17 protein-coding genes are annotated in these 19,030 nt (G+C 42.7%); 3 read left to right on the forward strand and 14 right to left on the reverse strand.

The window, feature by feature from the left end; all coding sequences use genetic code 11:
• Nucleotides 1–67: 67 nt before the first annotated feature.
• Entirely contained in the window at nt 68–2,104 is a 2,037-nt protein-coding gene (gene ftsH, locus ACTNC0_RS14380; RefSeq protein ID WP_441087926.1) for an ATP-dependent zinc metalloprotease FtsH, read from the reverse strand.
• A gap of 484 nt (nt 2,105–2,588) precedes the next feature.
• Here ftsH and ACTNC0_RS14385 point away from each other — a divergent pair, with 484 nt between their 5' ends.
• On the forward strand, nt 2,589–4,070 hold the full coding sequence (locus ACTNC0_RS14385; protein ID WP_441087927.1) for a DUF1846 domain-containing protein: 1,482 nt from the start codon (nt 2,589–2,591) through the stop codon (nt 4,068–4,070).
• A gap of 230 nt (nt 4,071–4,300) precedes the next feature.
• Here the strand turns inward: ACTNC0_RS14385 and ACTNC0_RS14390 are convergent, their stop codons facing one another.
• From ACTNC0_RS14390 to ACTNC0_RS14430, 9 genes are all read right to left on the reverse strand, one after another.
• Complete coding sequence (locus tag ACTNC0_RS14390) at nt 4,301–5,044, reverse strand: glycerophosphodiester phosphodiesterase (RefSeq protein WP_441087928.1); 744 nt, start codon at nt 5,042–5,044, stop codon at nt 4,301–4,303.
• Between the two features lie 132 nt (nt 5,045–5,176).
• The gene (locus tag ACTNC0_RS14395) at nt 5,177–6,508 is read right to left on the reverse strand and encodes an ABC transporter substrate-binding protein (protein WP_441087929.1); all 1,332 of its coding nucleotides are present in this window, start codon (nt 6,506–6,508) and stop codon (nt 5,177–5,179) included.
• 177 nt (nt 6,509–6,685) lie between these two features.
• Nucleotides 6,686–7,525 carry a carbohydrate ABC transporter permease gene (locus ACTNC0_RS14400; protein WP_242826258.1) on the reverse strand — a complete coding sequence of 280 codons (840 nt, stop codon included), beginning with the start codon at nt 7,523–7,525 and terminating at the stop codon, nt 6,686–6,688.
• An 83-nt stretch (nt 7,526–7,608) separates the two neighbouring features.
• Nucleotides 7,609–8,466 carry a carbohydrate ABC transporter permease gene (locus ACTNC0_RS14405; RefSeq protein WP_026649258.1) on the reverse strand — a complete coding sequence of 286 codons (858 nt, stop codon included), beginning with the start codon at nt 8,464–8,466 and terminating at the stop codon, nt 7,609–7,611.
• A gap of 196 nt (nt 8,467–8,662) precedes the next feature.
• Entirely contained in the window at nt 8,663–9,796 is a 1,134-nt protein-coding gene (locus ACTNC0_RS14410) for an ABC transporter ATP-binding protein (protein WP_441087930.1), read from the reverse strand.
• A 100-nt stretch (nt 9,797–9,896) separates the two neighbouring features.
• Complete coding sequence (locus tag ACTNC0_RS14415) at nt 9,897–10,691, reverse strand: HAD-IIA family hydrolase (protein ID WP_291807551.1); 795 nt, start codon at nt 10,689–10,691, stop codon at nt 9,897–9,899.
• 410 nt (nt 10,692–11,101) lie between these two features.
• Nucleotides 11,102–12,286 carry a hypothetical protein gene (locus ACTNC0_RS14420; RefSeq protein WP_441087932.1) on the reverse strand — a complete coding sequence of 395 codons (1,185 nt, stop codon included), beginning with the start codon at nt 12,284–12,286 and terminating at the stop codon, nt 11,102–11,104.
• A gap of 140 nt (nt 12,287–12,426) precedes the next feature.
• Entirely contained in the window at nt 12,427–12,612 is a 186-nt protein-coding gene (locus tag ACTNC0_RS14425; protein WP_441087933.1) for a hypothetical protein, read from the reverse strand.
• 411 nt (nt 12,613–13,023) lie between these two features.
• On the reverse strand, nt 13,024–13,833 hold the full coding sequence (locus ACTNC0_RS14430) for a carbon-nitrogen hydrolase family protein (protein WP_441087934.1): 810 nt from the start codon (nt 13,831–13,833) through the stop codon (nt 13,024–13,026).
• A 188-nt stretch (nt 13,834–14,021) separates the two neighbouring features.
• Here ACTNC0_RS14430 and ACTNC0_RS14435 point away from each other — a divergent pair, with 188 nt between their 5' ends.
• On the forward strand, nt 14,022–14,267 hold the full coding sequence (locus tag ACTNC0_RS14435; protein ID WP_441087935.1) for a type II toxin-antitoxin system RelE family toxin: 246 nt from the start codon (nt 14,022–14,024) through the stop codon (nt 14,265–14,267).
• Between the two features lie 4 nt (nt 14,268–14,271).
• Complete coding sequence (locus ACTNC0_RS14440; protein ID WP_026649262.1) at nt 14,272–14,505, forward strand: hypothetical protein; 234 nt, start codon at nt 14,272–14,274, stop codon at nt 14,503–14,505.
• 80 nt (nt 14,506–14,585) lie between these two features.
• Here the strand turns inward: ACTNC0_RS14440 and galE are convergent, their stop codons facing one another.
• The 4 genes from galE to ACTNC0_RS14460 all read right to left on the reverse strand — a co-directional run bounded on the left by galE (nt 14,586) and on the right by ACTNC0_RS14460 (nt 19,020).
• Nucleotides 14,586–15,602 carry a UDP-glucose 4-epimerase GalE gene (gene galE / locus ACTNC0_RS14445; RefSeq protein ID WP_291807674.1) on the reverse strand — a complete coding sequence of 339 codons (1,017 nt, stop codon included), beginning with the start codon at nt 15,600–15,602 and terminating at the stop codon, nt 14,586–14,588.
• Between the two features lie 348 nt (nt 15,603–15,950).
• Nucleotides 15,951–17,051, reverse strand: a complete 1,101-nt coding sequence (locus ACTNC0_RS14450) for a phosphotransferase enzyme family protein (protein ID WP_182434393.1) — start codon at nt 17,049–17,051, stop codon at nt 15,951–15,953.
• 4 nt (nt 17,052–17,055) lie between these two features.
• Nucleotides 17,056–17,982, reverse strand: a complete 927-nt coding sequence (locus ACTNC0_RS14455; RefSeq protein WP_300333627.1) for a sugar phosphate nucleotidyltransferase — start codon at nt 17,980–17,982, stop codon at nt 17,056–17,058.
• A 159-nt stretch (nt 17,983–18,141) separates the two neighbouring features.
• Complete coding sequence (locus ACTNC0_RS14460; protein ID WP_019160841.1) at nt 18,142–19,020, reverse strand: carbohydrate ABC transporter permease; 879 nt, start codon at nt 19,018–19,020, stop codon at nt 18,142–18,144.
• Between the last annotated feature and the right edge of the window lie 10 nt (nt 19,021–19,030).

Here is a 19,030-nt window from a genome sequence, read left to right on the forward strand (position 1 = left end):
GAGCTTGGTAAATAAGTTTATATATAGAAAAAACAGAGTCGGAATATTATCCGGCTCTGTTATTGTATCACTGAATCTCTGTCTTATCCAGCGTTACTGTATTCTCTTTTACATCTGAATCCGGAACTGTTGTCTGATCTGCTATCGTCTGTTCTATCTCCGTTTGATCCATCTGTTTTGTTTCCGTCTTCTCCGGAATTTCCAGGTCATCCAGGTTTTCAGGAATCTCGATTCCACGCTCTACAGCACGGAATATTTTCATAAATTCCTTGCCTGTAATTGTCTCTCTGCGAATCAGGTAGTCAGCAATCTTATCCAACGCTTCTCTGTGACCGCCAATCAGTCTTTTGGCTTCTTCGTATGAATTATGAAGAAGTACCATCACTTCATGATCCACCTCTGTCGCAGTGTCATCACCACAGTTTAAAACCGCTCTGCCACTAAGGTACTGATTCTCCTGGGTAGCCAGTCCCATAAGTCCGAATTTCTCAGACATACCATACTGGGTGATCATGGCTCTTGCCACTTTTGTCGCCTGCTCAATGTCATTGGCAGCACCCGTTGTCACTGTATCAAATACCAATTCCTCTGCGGCACGTCCGCCAAGATATCCTACAAGCATTGCTTCCAGTTCTTTCTTGGTGTTGAGATATTTCTCCTCTTCCGGCACCTGCATAACATAGCCAAGTGCACCCATTGTTCTCGGCACGATCGTAATCTTCTGTACCGGTTCTGCATCTTTTTGCAGAGCACTTACCAGTGCATGTCCTACTTCATGATAAGATACGATCTTACGTTCCTGAGCGCTTAAGATTCTGTCTTTCTTCTCTTTACCTACAAGAACTACTTCGACAGCCTCGAGAAGATCCTTCTGGGATACCGCACTGCGTCCGCTCTTAACCGCAAGAATCGCAGCCTCATTTATCATATTTGCAAGGTCAGATCCCACTGCGCCGGAAGTTGCAAGCGCTATGTTCTCGAAGTCAACAGTCTCATCCAGATGTACATTTCTGGCATGTACTTTCAGAATCTCAATTCTTCCCTTCAGATCCGGACGGTCAACAATTACTCGTCTGTCAAAACGGCCCGGACGCAGAAGTGCAGGATCAAGAACTTCCGGACGGTTCGTAGCTGCCAGAATCAGAAGACCTTTAGAAGTATCAAATCCGTCCATCTCGGCAAGCAGCTGGTTCAATGTCTGCTCACGCTCGTCGTTTCCACCGCCGTAATGAGAATCACGGCTCTTACCGATTGCATCGATCTCATCGATAAAGATGATACACGGCGCATTCTTCTTCGCTTCCTCAAACAGGTCGCGGACACGGGATGCACCCACACCGACAAACATCTCCACAAATTCAGAACCAGACAGGGAGAAGAACGGCACATGTGCCTCTCCTGCTACTGCTTTTGCCAAAAGTGTTTTACCGGTTCCCGGAGGGCCTACAAGCAGGGCACCTTTCGGGAGCTTGGCTCCGATCGTCGTGTATTTTCCCGGATTGTGCAGGAAATCAACAACTTCCTGAAGTGATTCTTTCGCTTCATCCTGTCCTGCCACATCCTTGAACGTAATTCCTGTATCTTTCTGAATATAGGCTTTCGCACGGCTCTTGCCAACTCCCATCATTCCGCCGCCTTTATTCATGCGGCGCATAAATACCATCAGAAGTACAAAGAGCAGAATCGTTGGCAGAAGCACACTGACCAGCATGGAAATAATTTCCCCTGCTGCATCCGGTTTCTTATACTCAAACTTGATTCCTGTTCCCTCAAGTCTCTCAGTCAGTTTATCCACTGACTCCATCTGATTGGCATAATAAACATCTTCTGAAAATCCTGATGACTGATGTTTCGGCGTGATGGTCAGTGTCTCTGACTGAAGAGTTACCTCTTTCACATCTCCATCCTCTACCATCTCAATAAACTCATCGTAAGTAATCTCACTGGAATTGTCTTTAAGCATATTGGTGAACATGGCGAAACATACTAAAGTAATCAGGAGGCATACCAGAAAAGCCAGAATCGACTGATGATTTTTATTCGGATCCTGTTTGCCAGGACCTTTATTATTATCAGGACGATTGCCATTCGGATTATTGTCCATATGATTATTCCTCCTAAACGTTATCGTTCTTATTATAAAGAGAATTTGGGTATAAATCAACCGGGAGATTGTGAAAATTGCGTTACTACTTACATTTTCCGCTTCCTGAGCCACTGTTTTCTGTGTAAAAGTTTCTAAAATTTTTTGATAAGCAGACTCCCCGGACAAGTATCTCAATTTCGCAAAATGCATTCCGGTTGTGCATATCTTTCTATAAATCTGAGAAAATTCCTCTGAACTTTTACAAATTCACCTGTTACAAATGGCTTCATTTGTAGTATACTATTGACAAAGTGATTACTGCTCACTTCGTTCCCAGTAATGCGCTCCGCGATGCACAGAATTTATGCTGACCGCATAAATTCGCGCTGTATGTCTCGGGATTTTGGCATATTCATGTCAAAACGTCTCGCGGGATATTCCAAATGGGCAGTACTAAAAATATGACTTATATGATTAATGTGATGGGAAAGGAAATTAACAAATGAAGATAGGATTTGACAACGACAAGTATCTGAAAATGCAGTCCGAACATATTCGGGAACGTATCAGCAAGTTTGGAAACAAACTTTATCTGGAATTTGGCGGCAAGCTTTTTGATGACTACCATGCTTCCAGAGTTCTTCCGGGATTTGAGCCGGACAGTAAACTGCGCATGCTGATGCAGCTTTCTGATCAGGCAGAGATCGTCATCGTAATCAGTGCTGCTGATATTGACAAGAACAAAGTCAGAGGTGACCTTGGTATTACTTATGATGAAGACGTACTCCGCCTTATGGAAGTGTTTACAGAGCGCGGTCTTTATGTAGGAAGCGTCTGCATTACTCAGTATGCAGGCCAGGAAAGCGCAGATGCGTTCAAGAAACGTCTGGAGAAGCTTGGAATTAAGGTTTACGTGCTTTATCTAATCCCTGGTTATCCGAACAACACTTCTCTGATCGTAAGCGATGAGGGATACGGCAAGAATGATTATATCGAAACAACAAGACCGCTGGTTGTCATCACTGCTCCCGGACCGGGAAGCGGAAAAATGGCTACCTGCCTTTCCCAGCTTTATCATGAATACAAACGTGGTGTCAAAGCCGGATATGCGAAATTTGAAACTTTCCCGATCTGGAATATCCCGCTGAAGCATCCGGTAAACCTGGCATATGAAGCAGCTACTGCTGACTTAAATGATGTCAATATGATCGACCCGTTCCATCTGGAAGCATACGGCGAAACTACCATTAACTACAATCGTGATGTAGAAGTCTTCCCGGTTCTTCAGGCTATGTTCGAGAAGATCATGGGCGAGTGCCCTTACAAATCTCCGACAGATATGGGTGTCAACATGGCAGGAAATTGTATCGTCGATGATGAGGTCTGCAAAGAGGCTGCACGTCAGGAGATCATCCGCAGATATTATAAGAGCATGGAAAATCTGGTACGCGGAACCGGACGCGAAGAAGAAGTTTATAAGATCGAGCTTCTGCTGAAACAGGCACATGTCAATATAGAAGACCGCAAAGTTGTTCCGGCTGCATTACAGCGTGAGGAAGAAACAGGTGCTCCGGCTGCTGCTATGGAACTTCCTGACGGACGTATCATTACCGGAAAAACTTCTGAACTCCTCGGTGCATCTTCAGCTCTGATCCTGAATGCCCTGAAAGAGCTTGCCGGAATCGATCATGACAAACATGTCATTTCTCCGGAGGCTTTAAGACCGATTCAGACTCTTAAGACAGAGTACCTTGGAAGCAAGAACCCAAGACTTCATTCTGATGAGACTCTGATTGCACTTTCTATCAGTGCTGCTGACAATGAAGATGCGAAACTGGCTCTTCAGCAGATTCCGAAGTTAAAAGGATGCCAGGTTCATACCTCTGTATTGCTTTCTCAGGTAGATATCCTGGAATTCCGTAAACTGGGTGTTGAACTTACCTGTGAACCGAAATCTGAACATGCTAAGAAATTACAGAAATAACCGGCGATAACGAGTCGCGCTACAACAGGCAGACATTAATAAAATTCCAGGTTAAAGAGTATTATTGTACAAACATAATGCCTTTATGACGCTGATATTCAAAATAAAAATGATATACAAGAAGTTCCTCTCTGAGCATATGATTCATTCATATAAATGAGAGGAACTTTTCTTTCTTCAAACACACTATAATATAAAAGATTTTACAACATATTGCAGTAATTATCTGATTATTTTTCTGCAATTTCCAATGCTCTGTCCGGATAATTGGTAATGACTGCTTCAGCCTCTGCATCTTTTACTAACTGGATATGTTCTGGTTTGTTTGCTGTCCAGACGTGCATTTTTAATCCTGCACGTTTTACTTCTTCCATAAACTGCGGATATTTCAGATGATAAACAGCAGGATGTACCGCATTGATTCCCAGATTCTTGGCATACATGGCAGGATTGATCCATCCGTCGCTGAAAAGAATACCGGTCTGTACATGATCATCCAATTGTTTTAACTGCATCAGACTGTAATGGTTGAATGAGGAGTAGATCAGCTGATCTTCCATGTGCATTTCTTTTACCAGTTTCAATATCTTCTCTTCCATTCCAGGATAAAAGCAGATGCTGTTTTTTAATTCGATGTTTACCATCATATCTGTGGTGCGCATCAGATCCAGTACTTCTGCCAGAGTTGGAACGCGATAAATTCCATTTGGTTCTGCGTCTGTGCTAACTTTCAGTTCTTTTAACTGCGCCAGAGTCATATCTTTGATCAGGCCTGTTTTGTCTGTGACACGATCTACGGTCTCATCATGCATAACGATCAGTTCACCATCTGCAGATGTATGTACATCCAGTTCGATTCCATCTGCGCCCTGCTTAATGGCAAGTTCAAATGCTTCCAGAGTGTTCTCCGGTTTGTATCCGCTGGCACCTCTGTGTGCCCATACTTTTGTTGTTCTCTTTGCTGTTTCTGTCATTTTTTATCTGCCTCTCTTTTTTAATCTTCATAAACAGGGAACCGCATACGCAGTTCCCTGTCATCATTTAAATATAAATATTTTTCCTGTGAATGATTATAACACCTCTCGGTATACTGTTATCAATATTTTTTATTCATTCAGTAAGTTATAATCTTCGATAGATTTGTTCATATCAGAAGCCATTTTGCTGACTGCATCTTGTGCGGACTGTTTTCCATTGAGCATGTTCTCGATTTCTGTTTCTACGATGGAACGTGCTTCCGGGAATACGCTGAGGAGTGCGCCTGCATATTCCGGTGCGGAATCATGGAGCTGGTCGATGGCTGTCCGGAACTGTGGGTATTCTGCGATGTTGTCTTTGAATACCTGTTCGTCATGTGCTGCTGTTGTTACAGGGAAGTATCCTGTCTGTGCATTCCAGTATGCCTGGGATTCTGCAGATACCAGATATTTTACGAATTCCCATGTTGCAGCTTTCTTTGCGTCATCCTGGTTGTCGAGCATCCAGAGGGAAGCACCACCGATGGATACACCACCTTTGTCATCATCTGTGATGGATGGGAAGTATGCAGTACCTACTTCAAAGGAACCGTTTACATCCTGCAGGATCTGTTTCAGGGATGCTGTGGAGCCTAATGTGATAGCAGCTTTTCCTGATGAGAAATCAGCAAGTCCGGAATCTCCGCCTCTTCCTACATTTGGTGCATAACCTGCATCATAGAGTTTCTTCCACTCATTGAGAATATTCAGAGCGCCGCCGTTTTCGTCAAATACAACATTCTCAGCTGCTGCCTCACGTCCGTTTCCGTTGTCTACATACTCAAGGCCCTGTTTGCACATGAATTCTTCGAAGAACCATCCGTAGATTCCCATGGATAATGCTTCTCCTGCGCCGCCTTTGTTTACAAGGTCATCTGCGATATTTGCAATTCCCTCCAGACTTGTAGGAACCTCAGTGATACCTGCTTTGCCAAACATATCCTTATTGTAGTAGAGGATCGGTGTGGAAGAGTTGAATGGCATGGAATATAATTCATCATTTACTGTGTAGTAAGCAGTGATGTTTTCTTCCAGATCAGATACATCGTATCCCTCACTGTCGATCATGTCCTGCATTGGGATGACCCATCCGGAATCGATCATGAAACGGGTTCCGATATCATAAACCTGTACCAGATCTGCTCCCATGTTTCCAAGCTGGGCGCTTTTCAGTTTATTGATGGCATCGTCGTAAGATCCCTGATACTGGGAGTCTACAGTGATTCCGTATTCGTTTTCTTCGTTGAATTTATTTACCAGATAGTCCAGTGCTTCGCCGTTGACACCGCCCATTGCGTGCCAGAATGTGATGGTTGTGCCTTCCGGGATATCTGCTTTGTTTTCTGCTGCCATGCAGGTTGTTGGAAGAACTGCACTGAATACTGTTGCTGCTGTTAATAAGATTGCGAGTTTGCGTTTCATACTTTACCTCTCTTTTTTCTTATGCTTTTCATTTTTATTTTCACTTTTTATGCTGACAGATATTTGCAGTTTGTTATGTTAGCTGCTCATAGTCAGACAGCGGCTGCCGTTTTTTGTCTGCCGGCAGTTGTGTTGCTTTTTGTCAGTCTGCATTACTGCTTCTTGTTTATCTATTTCTCAACCTTTTACGGCGCCTGAGAACATGCCTCGGATCAACTGTTTCTGACCAGCAATGAAGATGGAAATGGATGGCAGGATGATCAGTACAACCCCTGCGATCATCAGGGTGATGGACTGTGAATCTACGCTGTCCAGCATTCCGATACCGATCTGTACGGTACGCATCTTGTCTGAACCGGTTACAAGCAGTGGCCACATGTACATGTTCCATGCGTTGATAAAGGTATAAACTGCCATAGCTCCCATTGCTGATTTTGTCAGTGGCATCAGAATCTGCCAGATAAATCGCAGATTGGAGCATCCGTCGATCTTCGCTGATTCATACAGAGAGATCGGGAAGGTAAGATAAAACTGTCTGAACAGGAAGATTCCCATTGCAGAGGTTAAATACGGAACGATCAGTACCTGATAGGAGTCTAACCAGTTCCAGCTGCTTACTGTCAGGTAATTGGAAATGATCGTTGCTTCTCCAGGAATCATCATGGTTGCCATTACCAGCATAAACAACACGTTTTTTCCTTTAAAGTCCAGAAAAGAGAATGAAAATGCCGCCAGGGAACAGGAAATGATCTGTCCGAAAGTGATGAGTCCCGCTACCAGGAATGAGTTAATCACGAAACGTACAAGCGGAACTTTCTGTAATGCCTGTCGGAAATTCTCCAAAGTCGGATGTTTCGGCAGAATATTCAGATCCAGAGTAAAAAGTTCGCTGGATGGCATGAATGCAATGCTTATTGCATATAAAAGCGGCAGAAGAACGATTAACGCCACAACAATATTTAATGCAATGTGTCCGGTAATTCTGGCTGCTCTTTTATATTTCTGCTGCGCCAGCATTTTTGCCTTTGCTTCCTGAAACTTCTGGCGTTCCAGAGCCATCTGTTTTTCTTTTTCAGCAGTGATGCTGCCTATCTGTGACATTAATATTTCACTCCTTTTTTCTCGATTTTAAACATTACCAGTGTAAGTACCAGCACGATCAGGAAAAGTACAACTGACTGGGCTGCTGCACTTCCAAAACGGTAGTTAAAGAATGCATCTCTGTAAATAGAGTACACGATCAGGTTTGTAGATTCTCCCGGACCGCCCTGTGTCAGGATCTTGACCTGTCCGAATGACTGAAATGCCTGGATGATGTTTACTACTAATGTATAGAACATCATTGGTGCCAGTCCCGGAAGTGTCAGGCGGTAGAATTTCTGAAATGAACTTGCTCCGTCTACAGAAGCCCGTTCATAAATAGTTTCATCAATGTTACTTAATCCTGCTGAAAAATACAGGAAGTTGATCCCGCTATTGAGCCATGCAGTAAGAACTGCTACGCAGATCAGTGCATATTTCGGATCACTGACCCAGTTGATATCCAGATGGAAAATCTTGTTGATGATTCCCACGGACGGATGAAGCATGATCTTGAAGATCATAGCTGCGGAGCTGGATGCGATTGCCATCGGCAGTGCATACGCAGTACTGAAAAAGCGGATTCCAGGGAATGTTTTGTTGCAGAGAACTGCTGTTGTAAGTCCCAGGATCATGCTGACTGCTACTACGATCACAACAAAGATCAGGGTTACTGCCAGACTGTTCCAGAATGAGGATGACTGTAATAATTCTTTGTAATTGCCAAGTCCTACGAATAATTTTGCCTGTCCCATCTTATTTGTTTTAAAGAGACTTAAGTATAAGGTCTTAAAAAACGGATAGAATAAGAAGATTCCGAAGATCAGGAAACTTGGGAGCAGGTATGCGTAGGCACCTGTGTTTTTTAACTTCTTCATGTGTTGAACACCTTTCCTTTTTATTTTTTATGAGTTACAGATAACTCCAGAACCACACTGCTGCATTTTTACATTGTTACTTTGGCTATATCAGAGAAAAACTCTTCTTTAATTGTGATAATTAACAAACATTACCGCAAAACTTTCTCAAAGTTATAAAAACATTTTTGGCTGTAAAATGTAATTGTCTATGCCTTTATGAAAAAACGCCTTTTCTCAGAGTAATATTTTCCTGCGTTTCCAGGTCAAACGCAGAAATATATGCCATATCGATCCAGAGCGTTACTTTATCGCCTTTATCAATCAGACTGTCACCGGAAACTTTTGCGCAGCAGTCCTGACCGTTGTGGTTGAAATGGAGGATGACCTCCGCTCCCAGAAGTTCTCTGGCTGTGACTGTAACTTCCATTTTCCACTCGCCTCTGGTATCTGCTCCTGCTGGTTCTTCCAGAAAATGCTCCGGGCGGATTCCGAGTTCGATATTTCTGCCAACATAGCCCTGACGCTTCAGGATTTTCCATAAGAAATCCGGGATCGGGATATCTCCGTCATTCTCAGTGCAGAATGTAGGGATTCCTACTTTTTCTATTACCAGTCCTTTGATAAAGTTCATGGATGGAGAACCAATGAATCCTGCAACGAAACGGTTTACCGGGTAATCGTACAGGTTCTGCGGCGTGTCTGCCTGCTGTACCACACCCTGATTCATTACTACAATCCTGTCTCCCAGAGTCATTGCTTCTGTCTGATCATGGGTAACGTAGATAATCGTATTTCCAAGAGCTTTGTGAATGTTTGCAAGTTCTACCCGCATCTGGGTACGAAGCTTGGCATCCAGATTGGATAACGGTTCATCCATGAGAAGTACTTTTGGCTCACGGATGATGGCATTTCCGATGGCTACTCGCTGACGCTGGCCGCCGGAAAGGTTCTTTGGCCTTTGTCTGAGCAGATTTTCCAGTCCCAGAAGTTCTGCTACATGGTGAACTCTTTTATCAATTTCTTTTTTCGGTACTTTTCTTACCTGTAAAGAAAAAGCGATGTTATCGTAAATGTTCATCTGTGGATAGAGGGCGTAGCTCTGGAAAACCATTGCCAGGTCACGCTCTTTTGGTTCCAGATAATTGACCAGTTTGTCTCCTATCCATAATTCACCATCACTGATATCTTCCAGTCCGGCGATCATTCGGAGTGTGGTTGATTTTCCACATCCGGACGGACCAACGAATACTATCAGCTCACCTTTTTCTATTTCCAGATTAAAATTCTTTACTGCCTGAAAGCCGTTTTCGTAGCTTTTACAGATGTCTCTTAATATGATTTTCGACATTTCATTTCCTCTCCTGCTTTTACAACTTTTACAATCAATATTTTTCATCAGATATCTTGTGACGGGCTGATTTAACAGCATAATGCCTTTGCAGATATCTTTATGAAAAATATCCGGCAAGTTTTCCCAGTGACTGGCACTGGAAGCCATTTTTCCATTCTTCTGCACTGGCTTCGCCTGTCAATACCAGGCAACTGTCAACTCCTGCGCGTTTGCCACATTCCATGTCTGTGTAGATTCTGTCACCGATGAGCAGGGTCTGCTTCGGAGTGCATCCTGTTTCTTCCAGACAGGCGTACACCATTCCGGGTGCCGGTTTGCCGATGTATTCCGGTTCTCTGCCAACGGATGCCGTGATCATCCGGCAGATAGATCCGCAGTCCGGCACCATTCCAAAATCAATCGGACACCGCAGATCCGGATTTGTTGCAAACCAGGGAACATTTGTCTCCGTGAGCTGTTTACAGACCTGAATCAGTTTCTCGTAAGTAAGTTCTGTATCATAAGCACAGAGTACGCAGTCTACATCATCCCCTGCCTGATCTGTAATGTTCAGGCCTGCTTTTCGCAGTTCACTGCAGTAGGTTTCGGTAGCTGCTACCAGGATTTTTTCATTTCCGTAATATTTCTTCATGAAATCTCTGGCGTAAGTTCCGGCAGTGATAAATTCGTCTTCTGTCGTTTCAATTCCCCAGTCATGAAACTGTTCTACATAATCACTGGCGGCTTTAGATGAATTATTTGTCAGGAAGCGGAAAATTCCGCCGTTTTCTTTTACTGTTTGAAGAAAGTCTGCCGCACCTGGAAGCAGCTCGCTTCCCAAAGCAACAGTTCCGTCAATGTCCAGAAGAAACAGCTTTTTTTCTTTTATCATTGATGCAAGATTGTGATGCATGTTAAATTGGTCTCCTCTTTTTCTCTTTTAATTCTCTGTACTGACAGTCAGCTTTGTGTATTTATTTCTGTCTGTGCTGCTGGCTGTTTTTGACCACTGGCATTATTATAAAAACTTTTTGGTGTCGCCAACAATCTTGTTTACGTCAAATAATTGTTAAATGCATATAAAAAAATCACGGTTGTTCGCCGTGATTTTTTTACATTTTTGTTTTATTGTTATTGTCTTAGCTGCCTTTTATGCCTTAGTCCCTCCCCACTGCTTATTGCATTCCACAATTGAAGCAGGAGGTTTACTTGATCCGGTTAAGGCATTTTAGATGAAACATTTTTCTACTTTACTTAGATTTTATATATTTATCCGAAACTCACCTACTATTCTTATAGGCTTCTAATATATATTTTCTTGTTTTACAGTGATTTCGGTCTTTCTACTTCATAGTTGGACCAGGCATCGATTGCTGTGGCACTTGAGGTATCTGCCTTGTCCTGATAGGAGCCTACTGTGATCGTATAATCACTGTCGCCCTCTACATAAGTAGTTCCGTCTGTACCTACGATGGAAACTGTTTTGCCATCTGCATCTGTGATGGTTCCTTCGTTTGACAGGGATGTGATGGTGCTATCGCCTGTTACTGTCCAAGTAGAGCCTTTGTCGATCACTACGTTGCAGTAACCGTCTCCGCCGTTTCCTGCATAAGTTTCGTCATTGACGAATGCACCTTCCAGTGTGCTGCCGTTGGTCATGTAGAAGTCAAGGTCGCTGATGGAATCCCAGATTACATTGCCCTTCATATCCTGGCTGTCTGCGGTAAAGTTGCAGTCGGATCCATTGGCACCACTCTGACCCCATCCACGCTGGTTGTTGTTTCCTGTGCACTGCAGGAAGAATTCACTGTCATCATTGTATGTGATATCTACGTCTTTTAATGCAATGGTGCATTCCGTGTTGGTTGTGTAGAATAAGCCGCCGTTCTTAGATGTGATCGTACCGCCATCCATCTGGAATGTGCTGTTACCTACTTCGGAGTCACCGGACATGCTCTGATAAAGGATGACTGTCCATGTTGTGTCGTTCTGGTCATCATCGCTCATATTTCCAATCAGGTTGCTGTTGTAGAGTCTCAGGGAGTTTAATCCCTCGATGCATACTGCTTCTGAACCGTTTGCTGTCAGTTCTGCATTGTTGACTGCGATATCTGCGGTACAGTAAACTGCCGGAGAGCCTACGCCGTTAGATGTATAAGTACCGCCGTCTACTACCATTGTTCCACCGCCTCTGTCACTGCGGATAGCTGCTGAAGATTCACCGTTTGTCTCTACACTCAGATCCCATGCGTAAAGTGTTCCGCCACCTGCTGCGTGGATTCCACCTGAGGTATCCTGCTGTGTGGTGATATCTGTATCTGCTGCGTATACAGTTCCATCGCCGTATGCAAAAAGTCCTGCGCCGCCTTTGCTGTCTGTTGTTACTGTGCTGTCTTTGACATATGCTGTTCCGTCTGTGGCAAGGACTGCGGCACCTACGCCATAGAAACTGGATTTGTCACCGCCCTGGCTGTCGGAAGATGTTCTGGAGATTGCGTCGTTAGTCAATCGGATATTCGCAATCCGCTTTCGCTACTTGCTCATAACCGAATAACTGCTCCGCAGTTTATCAGAAGGGGCTTGTACCCCTCCTGATACAAGCAAGTCCCACCCACTGCTTATTGCTCTTCGCAATTGAAGCAGGGGACTTACTTGATTCGGTTAAATGTAACTTCTGCGCCATTGGAAACAAGTGCCGCGTTTTCGTCTGTTCCTGTGGATTCCAGAGATGTATCGGAAACTGTTTCGTCTGAGCTGTATTCGTTAGCTGTATCATAGCTGTCCACACCGGAAGCCTGACTGCCAGGACCTCCCTGACCGCCGCCCATTTCCATGGACTGAACTGTGATGGTTGCTGCGTTTCCGTCATCGTCTAATGTGATGGCTACTACATCACCTTCTTTAATGTCATCTAATGTAATTTCTTGAGTCTGACCTGCATCGTCTGGAGCCTGTCCATCAGGTTTTTCTGGTGCTTCACTGTCTGTTTTCTCAGCATTATCTGCATCCGAGTCTTCGCTCTGTTCTTCTGTATTTTCACTGTCGGATACATTATCACCGTCCGGTTTCTCTGGGGCTTCTCCGTTATCCCCATCTGGTTTCTCCGGAGCCTCTCTTTATACTTTTCTAATTCTTATTTTTTTAGTTTCTCTGTTTCTTTTGTTTTTGTTGATGGTATTACTATATCTGATAAATGTGTCTGATTTATGGTAAGTTTACGAAGAAAATGTGTCCTCTTATTTTTCTTATAAATGATACATCTCACATTTGCGATGCTTTAATAATGGAAGCTGCTCTCGAATCTGGTCTTCGCGGTCCAGATTTATTTCTTCTATTAAGATGCCTTCTTTCTCATCCAGTTGTTTCATAACCTGTCCCCAGGGATCGGTCACAATGGAATGTCCCCAGGAAATGTAGCCTGCCTGTGTGTCTCGTGCAGGAGCGCATCCAAGCATGTAAATCTGGTTATCAAGGGCTCTTGCACGGAAACTGAGTTCCCAGTGTGCAGGACCTGTAGTCACATTAAATGCTGCCGGGACGAAAATCATCTTCACACCGTCCAGCACCATTGTGCGGGCAAATTCAGGGAAGCGGATGTCGTAACAGATCATGACACCCATTTTTCCGAATTCAGTATCAAATACTGTGGCGTGGTCTCCCGGAGTTAAAGTATCGGATTCTTTAAAGTACTGTCCATTTTTTACATTGATATCGAAAAGGTGGGCTTTTCTGTGTTTGCCGATCTGTTTTCCGGCTCTGTCAAAAATATAAGAAGTATTATAAACATTTCCTGACTCATCTGTTTCCGGCATGGAGCCTGCGATCAGATAAATATGGTATTTTCTGGCATAATCAGACATTGCCTGCCAGGATGGGCCGCCTTCTTTTTCTGCATAAATTGGGAAGTTTTCAGTCTGATATGGACAGCAGAACATTTCCGGGAGAATCACGAAGTCCGGATTTTCTGCTTTTATTTTTTCTATATAAGTGCCTGCAGTGCGGATATTCTGCAATTTATCTTTTACTGTGGGCATCTGGATTGCTGCTACTTTCATTTGTATCCTGTCCTTTCTGTATTAATGACATAGTTTTCTACCTATATTATAGCAATAAAAAATACAGTAGCAATCATGTTAGATAAAGTTGATTCCATCATTTTTATATGCTATATTAAAAATACCAGAATAATTTCTGCTTTACGAAAGATAAAAAATAGCAATTTTTATAATAATTTCGTAAAGGAGTGAGAAAACTGGAAATCAAATATTCAAAACAAGCCCTTAAATTTTTAAAGAAACAAGATGTTGTAACTCAAAAACGTATTATCAACGCACTTTCTAATTTACCTAAGGGCGATGTAAAGAAATTACAGAACAGGAATGGTCGTCGATTACGCATAGGTGATTATCGCGTAATTTTTGATAATGTAGAAAACATTATCTTTATCCAAATTATTGATAATCGTGGACAAGTATATAAAGGGGTGTGACTTTATGACAGCTGTTAAAGAACGTATTATAGGTGCTGTATCCATTATGAGCGATAGGGACGCTGATATCTTCTGGCATATCATCCAAAAACATTTTACAGCTCCTGATTTATTTGCAAATATTGAGGAAGTAGAACCTGATGAAGTAGATTTAATGATGTTAAAAGAAATTGAAAACAATCCTGACTGTCATGAATTTATTTCTCAGGAAGAACTAATGAAAGAACTTAATTTGTAATTTTCATATTTATATTCAAAATATCCCCCACACATGAGCTTTTCTTCCCATGTGTGGGGGATATTTGTATTCTGTATTAATTAGTCATCATAACCATTCGGGTTATTGGACTGCCATCTCCAGGAGTCGGCGCACATTTCTTTGATGTCGTTTTCTGCTTTCCATCCGAGTTCTCTTTCTGCTTTGGAAGCGTCGGAGTAGCATGTTGCGATGTCACCTGCACGGCGCGGTTTGATCACGTATGGAATCTTAACGCCTGTAGCTGCTTCGAAGTTCTTTACAATGTCAAGAACACTGTAGCCTTTTCCTGTACCAAGGTTGTAGATGCTTAAACCGGAGTTGTCTTCGATTTTCTTGAGGGCTTTTACATGTCCTTTTGCAAGGTCAACTACGTGGATGTAATCTCTTACACCTGTTCCGTCTGGTGTATCGTAGTCGTTTCCGAATACGCCAAGTTCTTTCAGTTTTCCAACTGCAACCTGTGTGATGTATGGCATCAGGTTGTTCGGGATTCCGTTTGGATTCTCTCCGATGGTTCCGCTCTTATGAGCACCAATCGGGTTGAAGTAACGAAGAAGAACCACATTCCATTCCGGATCTGCTTTCTGAATGTCTGTCAGAATCTGCTCCAGCATGGATTTTGTCCATCCATATGGATTTGTGCACTGTCCTTTCGGGCACTCTTCTGTGATCGGGATAATGGCCGGATCTCCGTATACAGTTGCAGATGAAGAGAAGATAATGTTCTTTACATTATGTTTTCTCATTACATCTACCAGTGTTAAGGTTCCTGCAATGTTATTTTCGTAATATTCCCAAGGTTTGGCAACGGATTCTCCTACTGCTTTCAGACCTGCGAAATGAATACAGGAATCAATATCTTCTTTATCAAAAACTTCATTTAAAGCATCGCGGTCCAGGATGTCTGCTTTGTAGAATTTCACTGGTTTGCCTGTGATCTTGGAAACTCTTTCCAGAGATTTTTCACTTGCATTGCTTAAGTTATCCAGAACTACAACATCATATCCTGCGTTCTGCAATTCTACAACTGTATGGCTTCCAATATAGCCTGCTCCACCTGTAACTAAAATTGCCATAATAATTCCTCCTAACCTGTCTTCCTGCTACAATACCTGTTTTTTGCAATTTCTGTTTTTTTCTCTTTCAACAATACCTATATTAGTTCACAGCATCAGAAATATCCTTGATAATTCTGAGTGTAATCTATAAAATTCTGCGGATATCCTGTTTCACATCTGCAAAATTTACTTCTGTATTTTACAGTACCCTATATTCAGAACTGTAAAATACCGTTGCCTAGAGCGTGTCTGAAAAATCATGTATTGTAGAAAATCCTGCGAAAATATGATTTCTCTCATATCTCCGCAGGATAATTCTATCCGAATCAGTTCATAAACACAAGTCTTTATGGACATGTACGTTTTTTATACCTGTTTATACTTATTTACAATCTCTTTCATCCGGGAAAGTTTTTCTTCCATATCTTTCACCAGTTTAAACTGTGTTCTGCAGCGATCCAGATTATGTCCCTCTCTGTGAATCTTGAAATAATGATCTCCTTCCAGATAGTCTGTGAGGAAACGCATTCCACATTCAAAGGTCATAAGGATTGCTCCCATGGGAAGCATATCCAGTTCTGTCTCAGTCAGTGCACCGCCACAGCCTTCAATGAAACCTTTGACATAAACTTCATACAAGTGAAGATCGCAGGACACCTTCGTCAGGTCTTTCTCATCCTCTGCTCCGGTACTTGCGCCAAAGCGGATAGAATCACCAAAATCATTTACGGAAAGCCCCGGCATTACAGTATCAAGGTCAATCACACAGATGGCTTTTCCCGTTGCATTATCAATCATAATGTTATTCAGCTTGGTATCATTATGTGTAACACGCAACGGCAGCTTTCCCTGATCCTGCATATCGCACAGGACATGTGCCAGTTCTGTGCGGTCCAGCACAAACTGAATCTCTTTTTCCACATCTGCTGCTCTGTGACATATATCTTTTTCCACAGCAGTTTTAAACTTATCCAGCCTGTCCACCGTATTATGAAAATTTACGATGGTCTCATGAAGCGTTTCTGCCGGATAGTCTGCAAGCAGCCTCTGGAAATGCCCGAAAGCAACTGCACTCTGGTAAAAATCTTCCTCATCTTTTACCATGTCATAGCATGTGGCATTTTCAATGAATAAATATACTCTCCAGTATTCTCCGTCCTCATCTACATAATAAGGAAGTCCATCCTTTGTCATCACAAGATTCAGAGTCTCTCTCTCCACATCTCCACCGTTTTCCTGGATCTTTTTCTTCAGCCAGGCAGTAACACCGCTGACATTCTCCATCAGTTCCACAGGTTTGGTAAAAATACTCCTGTTCATTTTCTGAAGAATATAATGTTTGCCTGTACCGTAAGTCAGTCGGTAAGTATCATTGATATGTCCGCTTCCATAAGGAACACACTCTGTCAGATTATCTTCCAGAACAAATGCACTGGTGATATTCTTTATCTCCCGGTTAATTTCCACTCAATTATTCCTCCCATAATCTCTGTGGATACAGCCCTCCATCTTTTAAATTCTGAATGGCAGCTACTACCACAGGTTTATCTTCTTTGTAGGTTACGCCATACCATTTATCCATAGATTTCAGAACCTTTACAGTTGCTCTCTTCTCACCGAGAAGTTCATCTACTACAAATGGCAGGAAATATTCACATTTCAGCGGGTTTACTTTCAGATTCTCATCCAGGAATTTAGGGAATCTGTCTTTCAGCTCTTTCAGGATACTTGCTGAAAATCCCCACATATTCATGGATACTGTACTGCCTTCCGGAAGCATAGTCCATGTTTTTCCATCGTCTTCTGTATAAGCTGTGCCGCCGTCATGCTTTTCGATATGGGTACGCTCGTTGATCTTAAGAAGATGTCCTTCTTCGTCTGTGACGCACACACCTCTTGCCACATGGCCATTCTCTGTCAAAGTATTTTCCAGTTTATAGCCGACCATCATATATCTGTAAGTATCCGCGGTATCTTCATTCTCTGTCAGGAAATCATATGCCATCTTAAATGCATGGCTTCCATAATAGTCATCTGCATTGATCACAACGAATGGTCCGTCGATTTCATTGATGCAGCTTAATACGGCATGTCCGGTTCCCCAGGGTTTCACACGTCCTTCCGGTACTTCATAACCTTCCGGAATATTGTGAAGATCCTGGAAAACATATGATACTTCCAGCTGATTGCTGAGACGTTCACCGATGGCGCTTCTGAAGTCTGCTTCATTTTCTTTTTTGATAATAAATACTACTTTCTGGAATCCGGCCTGTACTGCATCATAAATGGAGAAATCCATGATGATGTGTCCCTCTTTGTCCACCGGATCGATCTGTTTCAGACCGCCGTAACGGCTTCCCATACCTGCTGCCATAACTACTAATACTGGTTTCTTCATAATTTTTTTCCTCTTTTCTTTAAATGTTTTTCGTTACTCTCAGATTACCTGGTAACTTTTTACATTCATCTTATCATACTATGATTTCGAGGTCAAAACGTGTTACATAATACCTTTCACAATCGCAAACAATTGGTATTGTCCTGATGTCCTCTAATATTATCCCTTAATGCCACCGGTAACACCACCGATGATCTTCTCAGACAGGAAAATATACAGAATAAATGTCGGCAGGAATACAATGATCACTGCTGCAAACATTCCGGCCCAGTCACCTGTATATTTCATGGAGTTGATCATTCCATAAAGTCCGGGTGCAACAGGTTTCAGCTTATCCGAGCTTGCAAAGATCAGTGACAGGAAATACTCGTTCCAGATATTAATAAAGTTAAAGATTGTTACTGTTACGATTCCTGACTGTGCCATGGGAAACATGATTTTCCAGAAAGTACGCATGGGAGGGCATCCGTCGATTGCTGCCGCTTCCTCATAGGTCCTGGAAATATTGCTGAAAAATGTAAGCAGGAAAATGGTCGTATAAGGTACATTAATTCCTACATACAATATGATCAGTACAGTTCTTCCTGCAGCCACATTATTCAGGATTCCCATACCGGAAATAATGCTGAAAAGGGGAAGAACAACCATGATTGCCGGAACACCCATGGCAGATACGAAGCTGGTCTGGATAAATTTGTTTGCAATAAAATCAAATCTGGACAATACATAAGCTGCAGGTGCACACACCAGAATCAGTATTGTGCAGGAAATTACTGAATAGATCAGAGAGTTTCCGAAGAAGCCTGCAACTCCGGCCCCGTTCCATGCTTTTGCATAATTTTCAAAATGTAATCCGGACTCAAACTTCAGGGCTTTTCCCTGGAAGATTTCTGCTGTTGTTGAAAAACTTGCCCCGAATACCCATCCCAGAAGCGCAATGGTAAAGATTACCCAGAGCAGCAGGATGATGTATCCCGGCAGGAGTTTGACTTCTTTTTTCAGATTAAAGGGTCTACGTGCCTCTTTTTCTTTTGCCATTTCTCATCCC

The sequence above is a fragment of the Blautia sp. HCP3S3_B11 genome, from assembly GCF_052064435.1.
In the GTDB taxonomy this organism is placed as follows: domain Bacteria; phylum Bacillota; class Clostridia; order Lachnospirales; family Lachnospiraceae; genus Blautia_A.

What these genes read in the sequence shown, in the direction of transcription:
- ACTNC0_RS14405 (WP_026649258.1), bottom strand. Translation starts at nt 8,466, where the DNA reads ATGAAGAAGTTAAAAAACACAGGTGCCTACGCATACCTGCTCCCAAGT.
- ACTNC0_RS14400 (WP_242826258.1), bottom strand. Translation starts at nt 7,525, where the DNA reads ATGCTGGCGCAGCAGAAATATAAAAGAGCAGCCAGAATTACCGGACAC.
- ACTNC0_RS14440 (WP_026649262.1), top strand. Translation starts at nt 14,272, where the DNA reads ATGACAGCTGTTAAAGAACGTATTATAGGTGCTGTATCCATTATGAGC.
- ACTNC0_RS14390 (WP_441087928.1), bottom strand. Translation starts at nt 5,044, where the DNA reads ATGACAGAAACAGCAAAGAGAACAACAAAAGTATGGGCACACAGAGGT.
- ACTNC0_RS14410 (WP_441087930.1), bottom strand. Translation starts at nt 9,796, where the DNA reads ATGTCGAAAATCATATTAAGAGACATCTGTAAAAGCTACGAAAACGGC.
- ftsH (WP_441087926.1), bottom strand. Translation starts at nt 2,104, where the DNA reads ATGGACAATAATCCGAATGGCAATCGTCCTGATAATAATAAAGGTCCT.
- ACTNC0_RS14395 (WP_441087929.1), bottom strand. Translation starts at nt 6,508, where the DNA reads ATGAAACGCAAACTCGCAATCTTATTAACAGCAGCAACAGTATTCAGT.
- ACTNC0_RS14460 (WP_019160841.1), bottom strand. Translation starts at nt 19,020, where the DNA reads ATGGCAAAAGAAAAAGAGGCACGTAGACCCTTTAATCTGAAAAAAGAA.
- ACTNC0_RS14425 (WP_441087933.1), bottom strand. Translation starts at nt 12,612, where the DNA reads ATGGAAATGGGCGGCGGTCAGGGAGGTCCTGGCAGTCAGGCTTCCGGT.
- ACTNC0_RS14430 (WP_441087934.1), bottom strand. Translation starts at nt 13,833, where the DNA reads ATGAAAGTAGCAGCAATCCAGATGCCCACAGTAAAAGATAAATTGCAG.
- ACTNC0_RS14385 (WP_441087927.1), top strand. Translation starts at nt 2,589, where the DNA reads ATGAAGATAGGATTTGACAACGACAAGTATCTGAAAATGCAGTCCGAA.
- ACTNC0_RS14455 (WP_300333627.1), bottom strand. Translation starts at nt 17,982, where the DNA reads ATGAAGAAACCAGTATTAGTAGTTATGGCAGCAGGTATGGGAAGCCGT.
- ACTNC0_RS14415 (WP_291807551.1), bottom strand. Translation starts at nt 10,691, where the DNA reads ATGCATCACAATCTTGCATCAATGATAAAAGAAAAAAAGCTGTTTCTT.
- galE (WP_291807674.1), bottom strand. Translation starts at nt 15,602, where the DNA reads ATGGCAATTTTAGTTACAGGTGGAGCAGGCTATATTGGAAGCCATACA.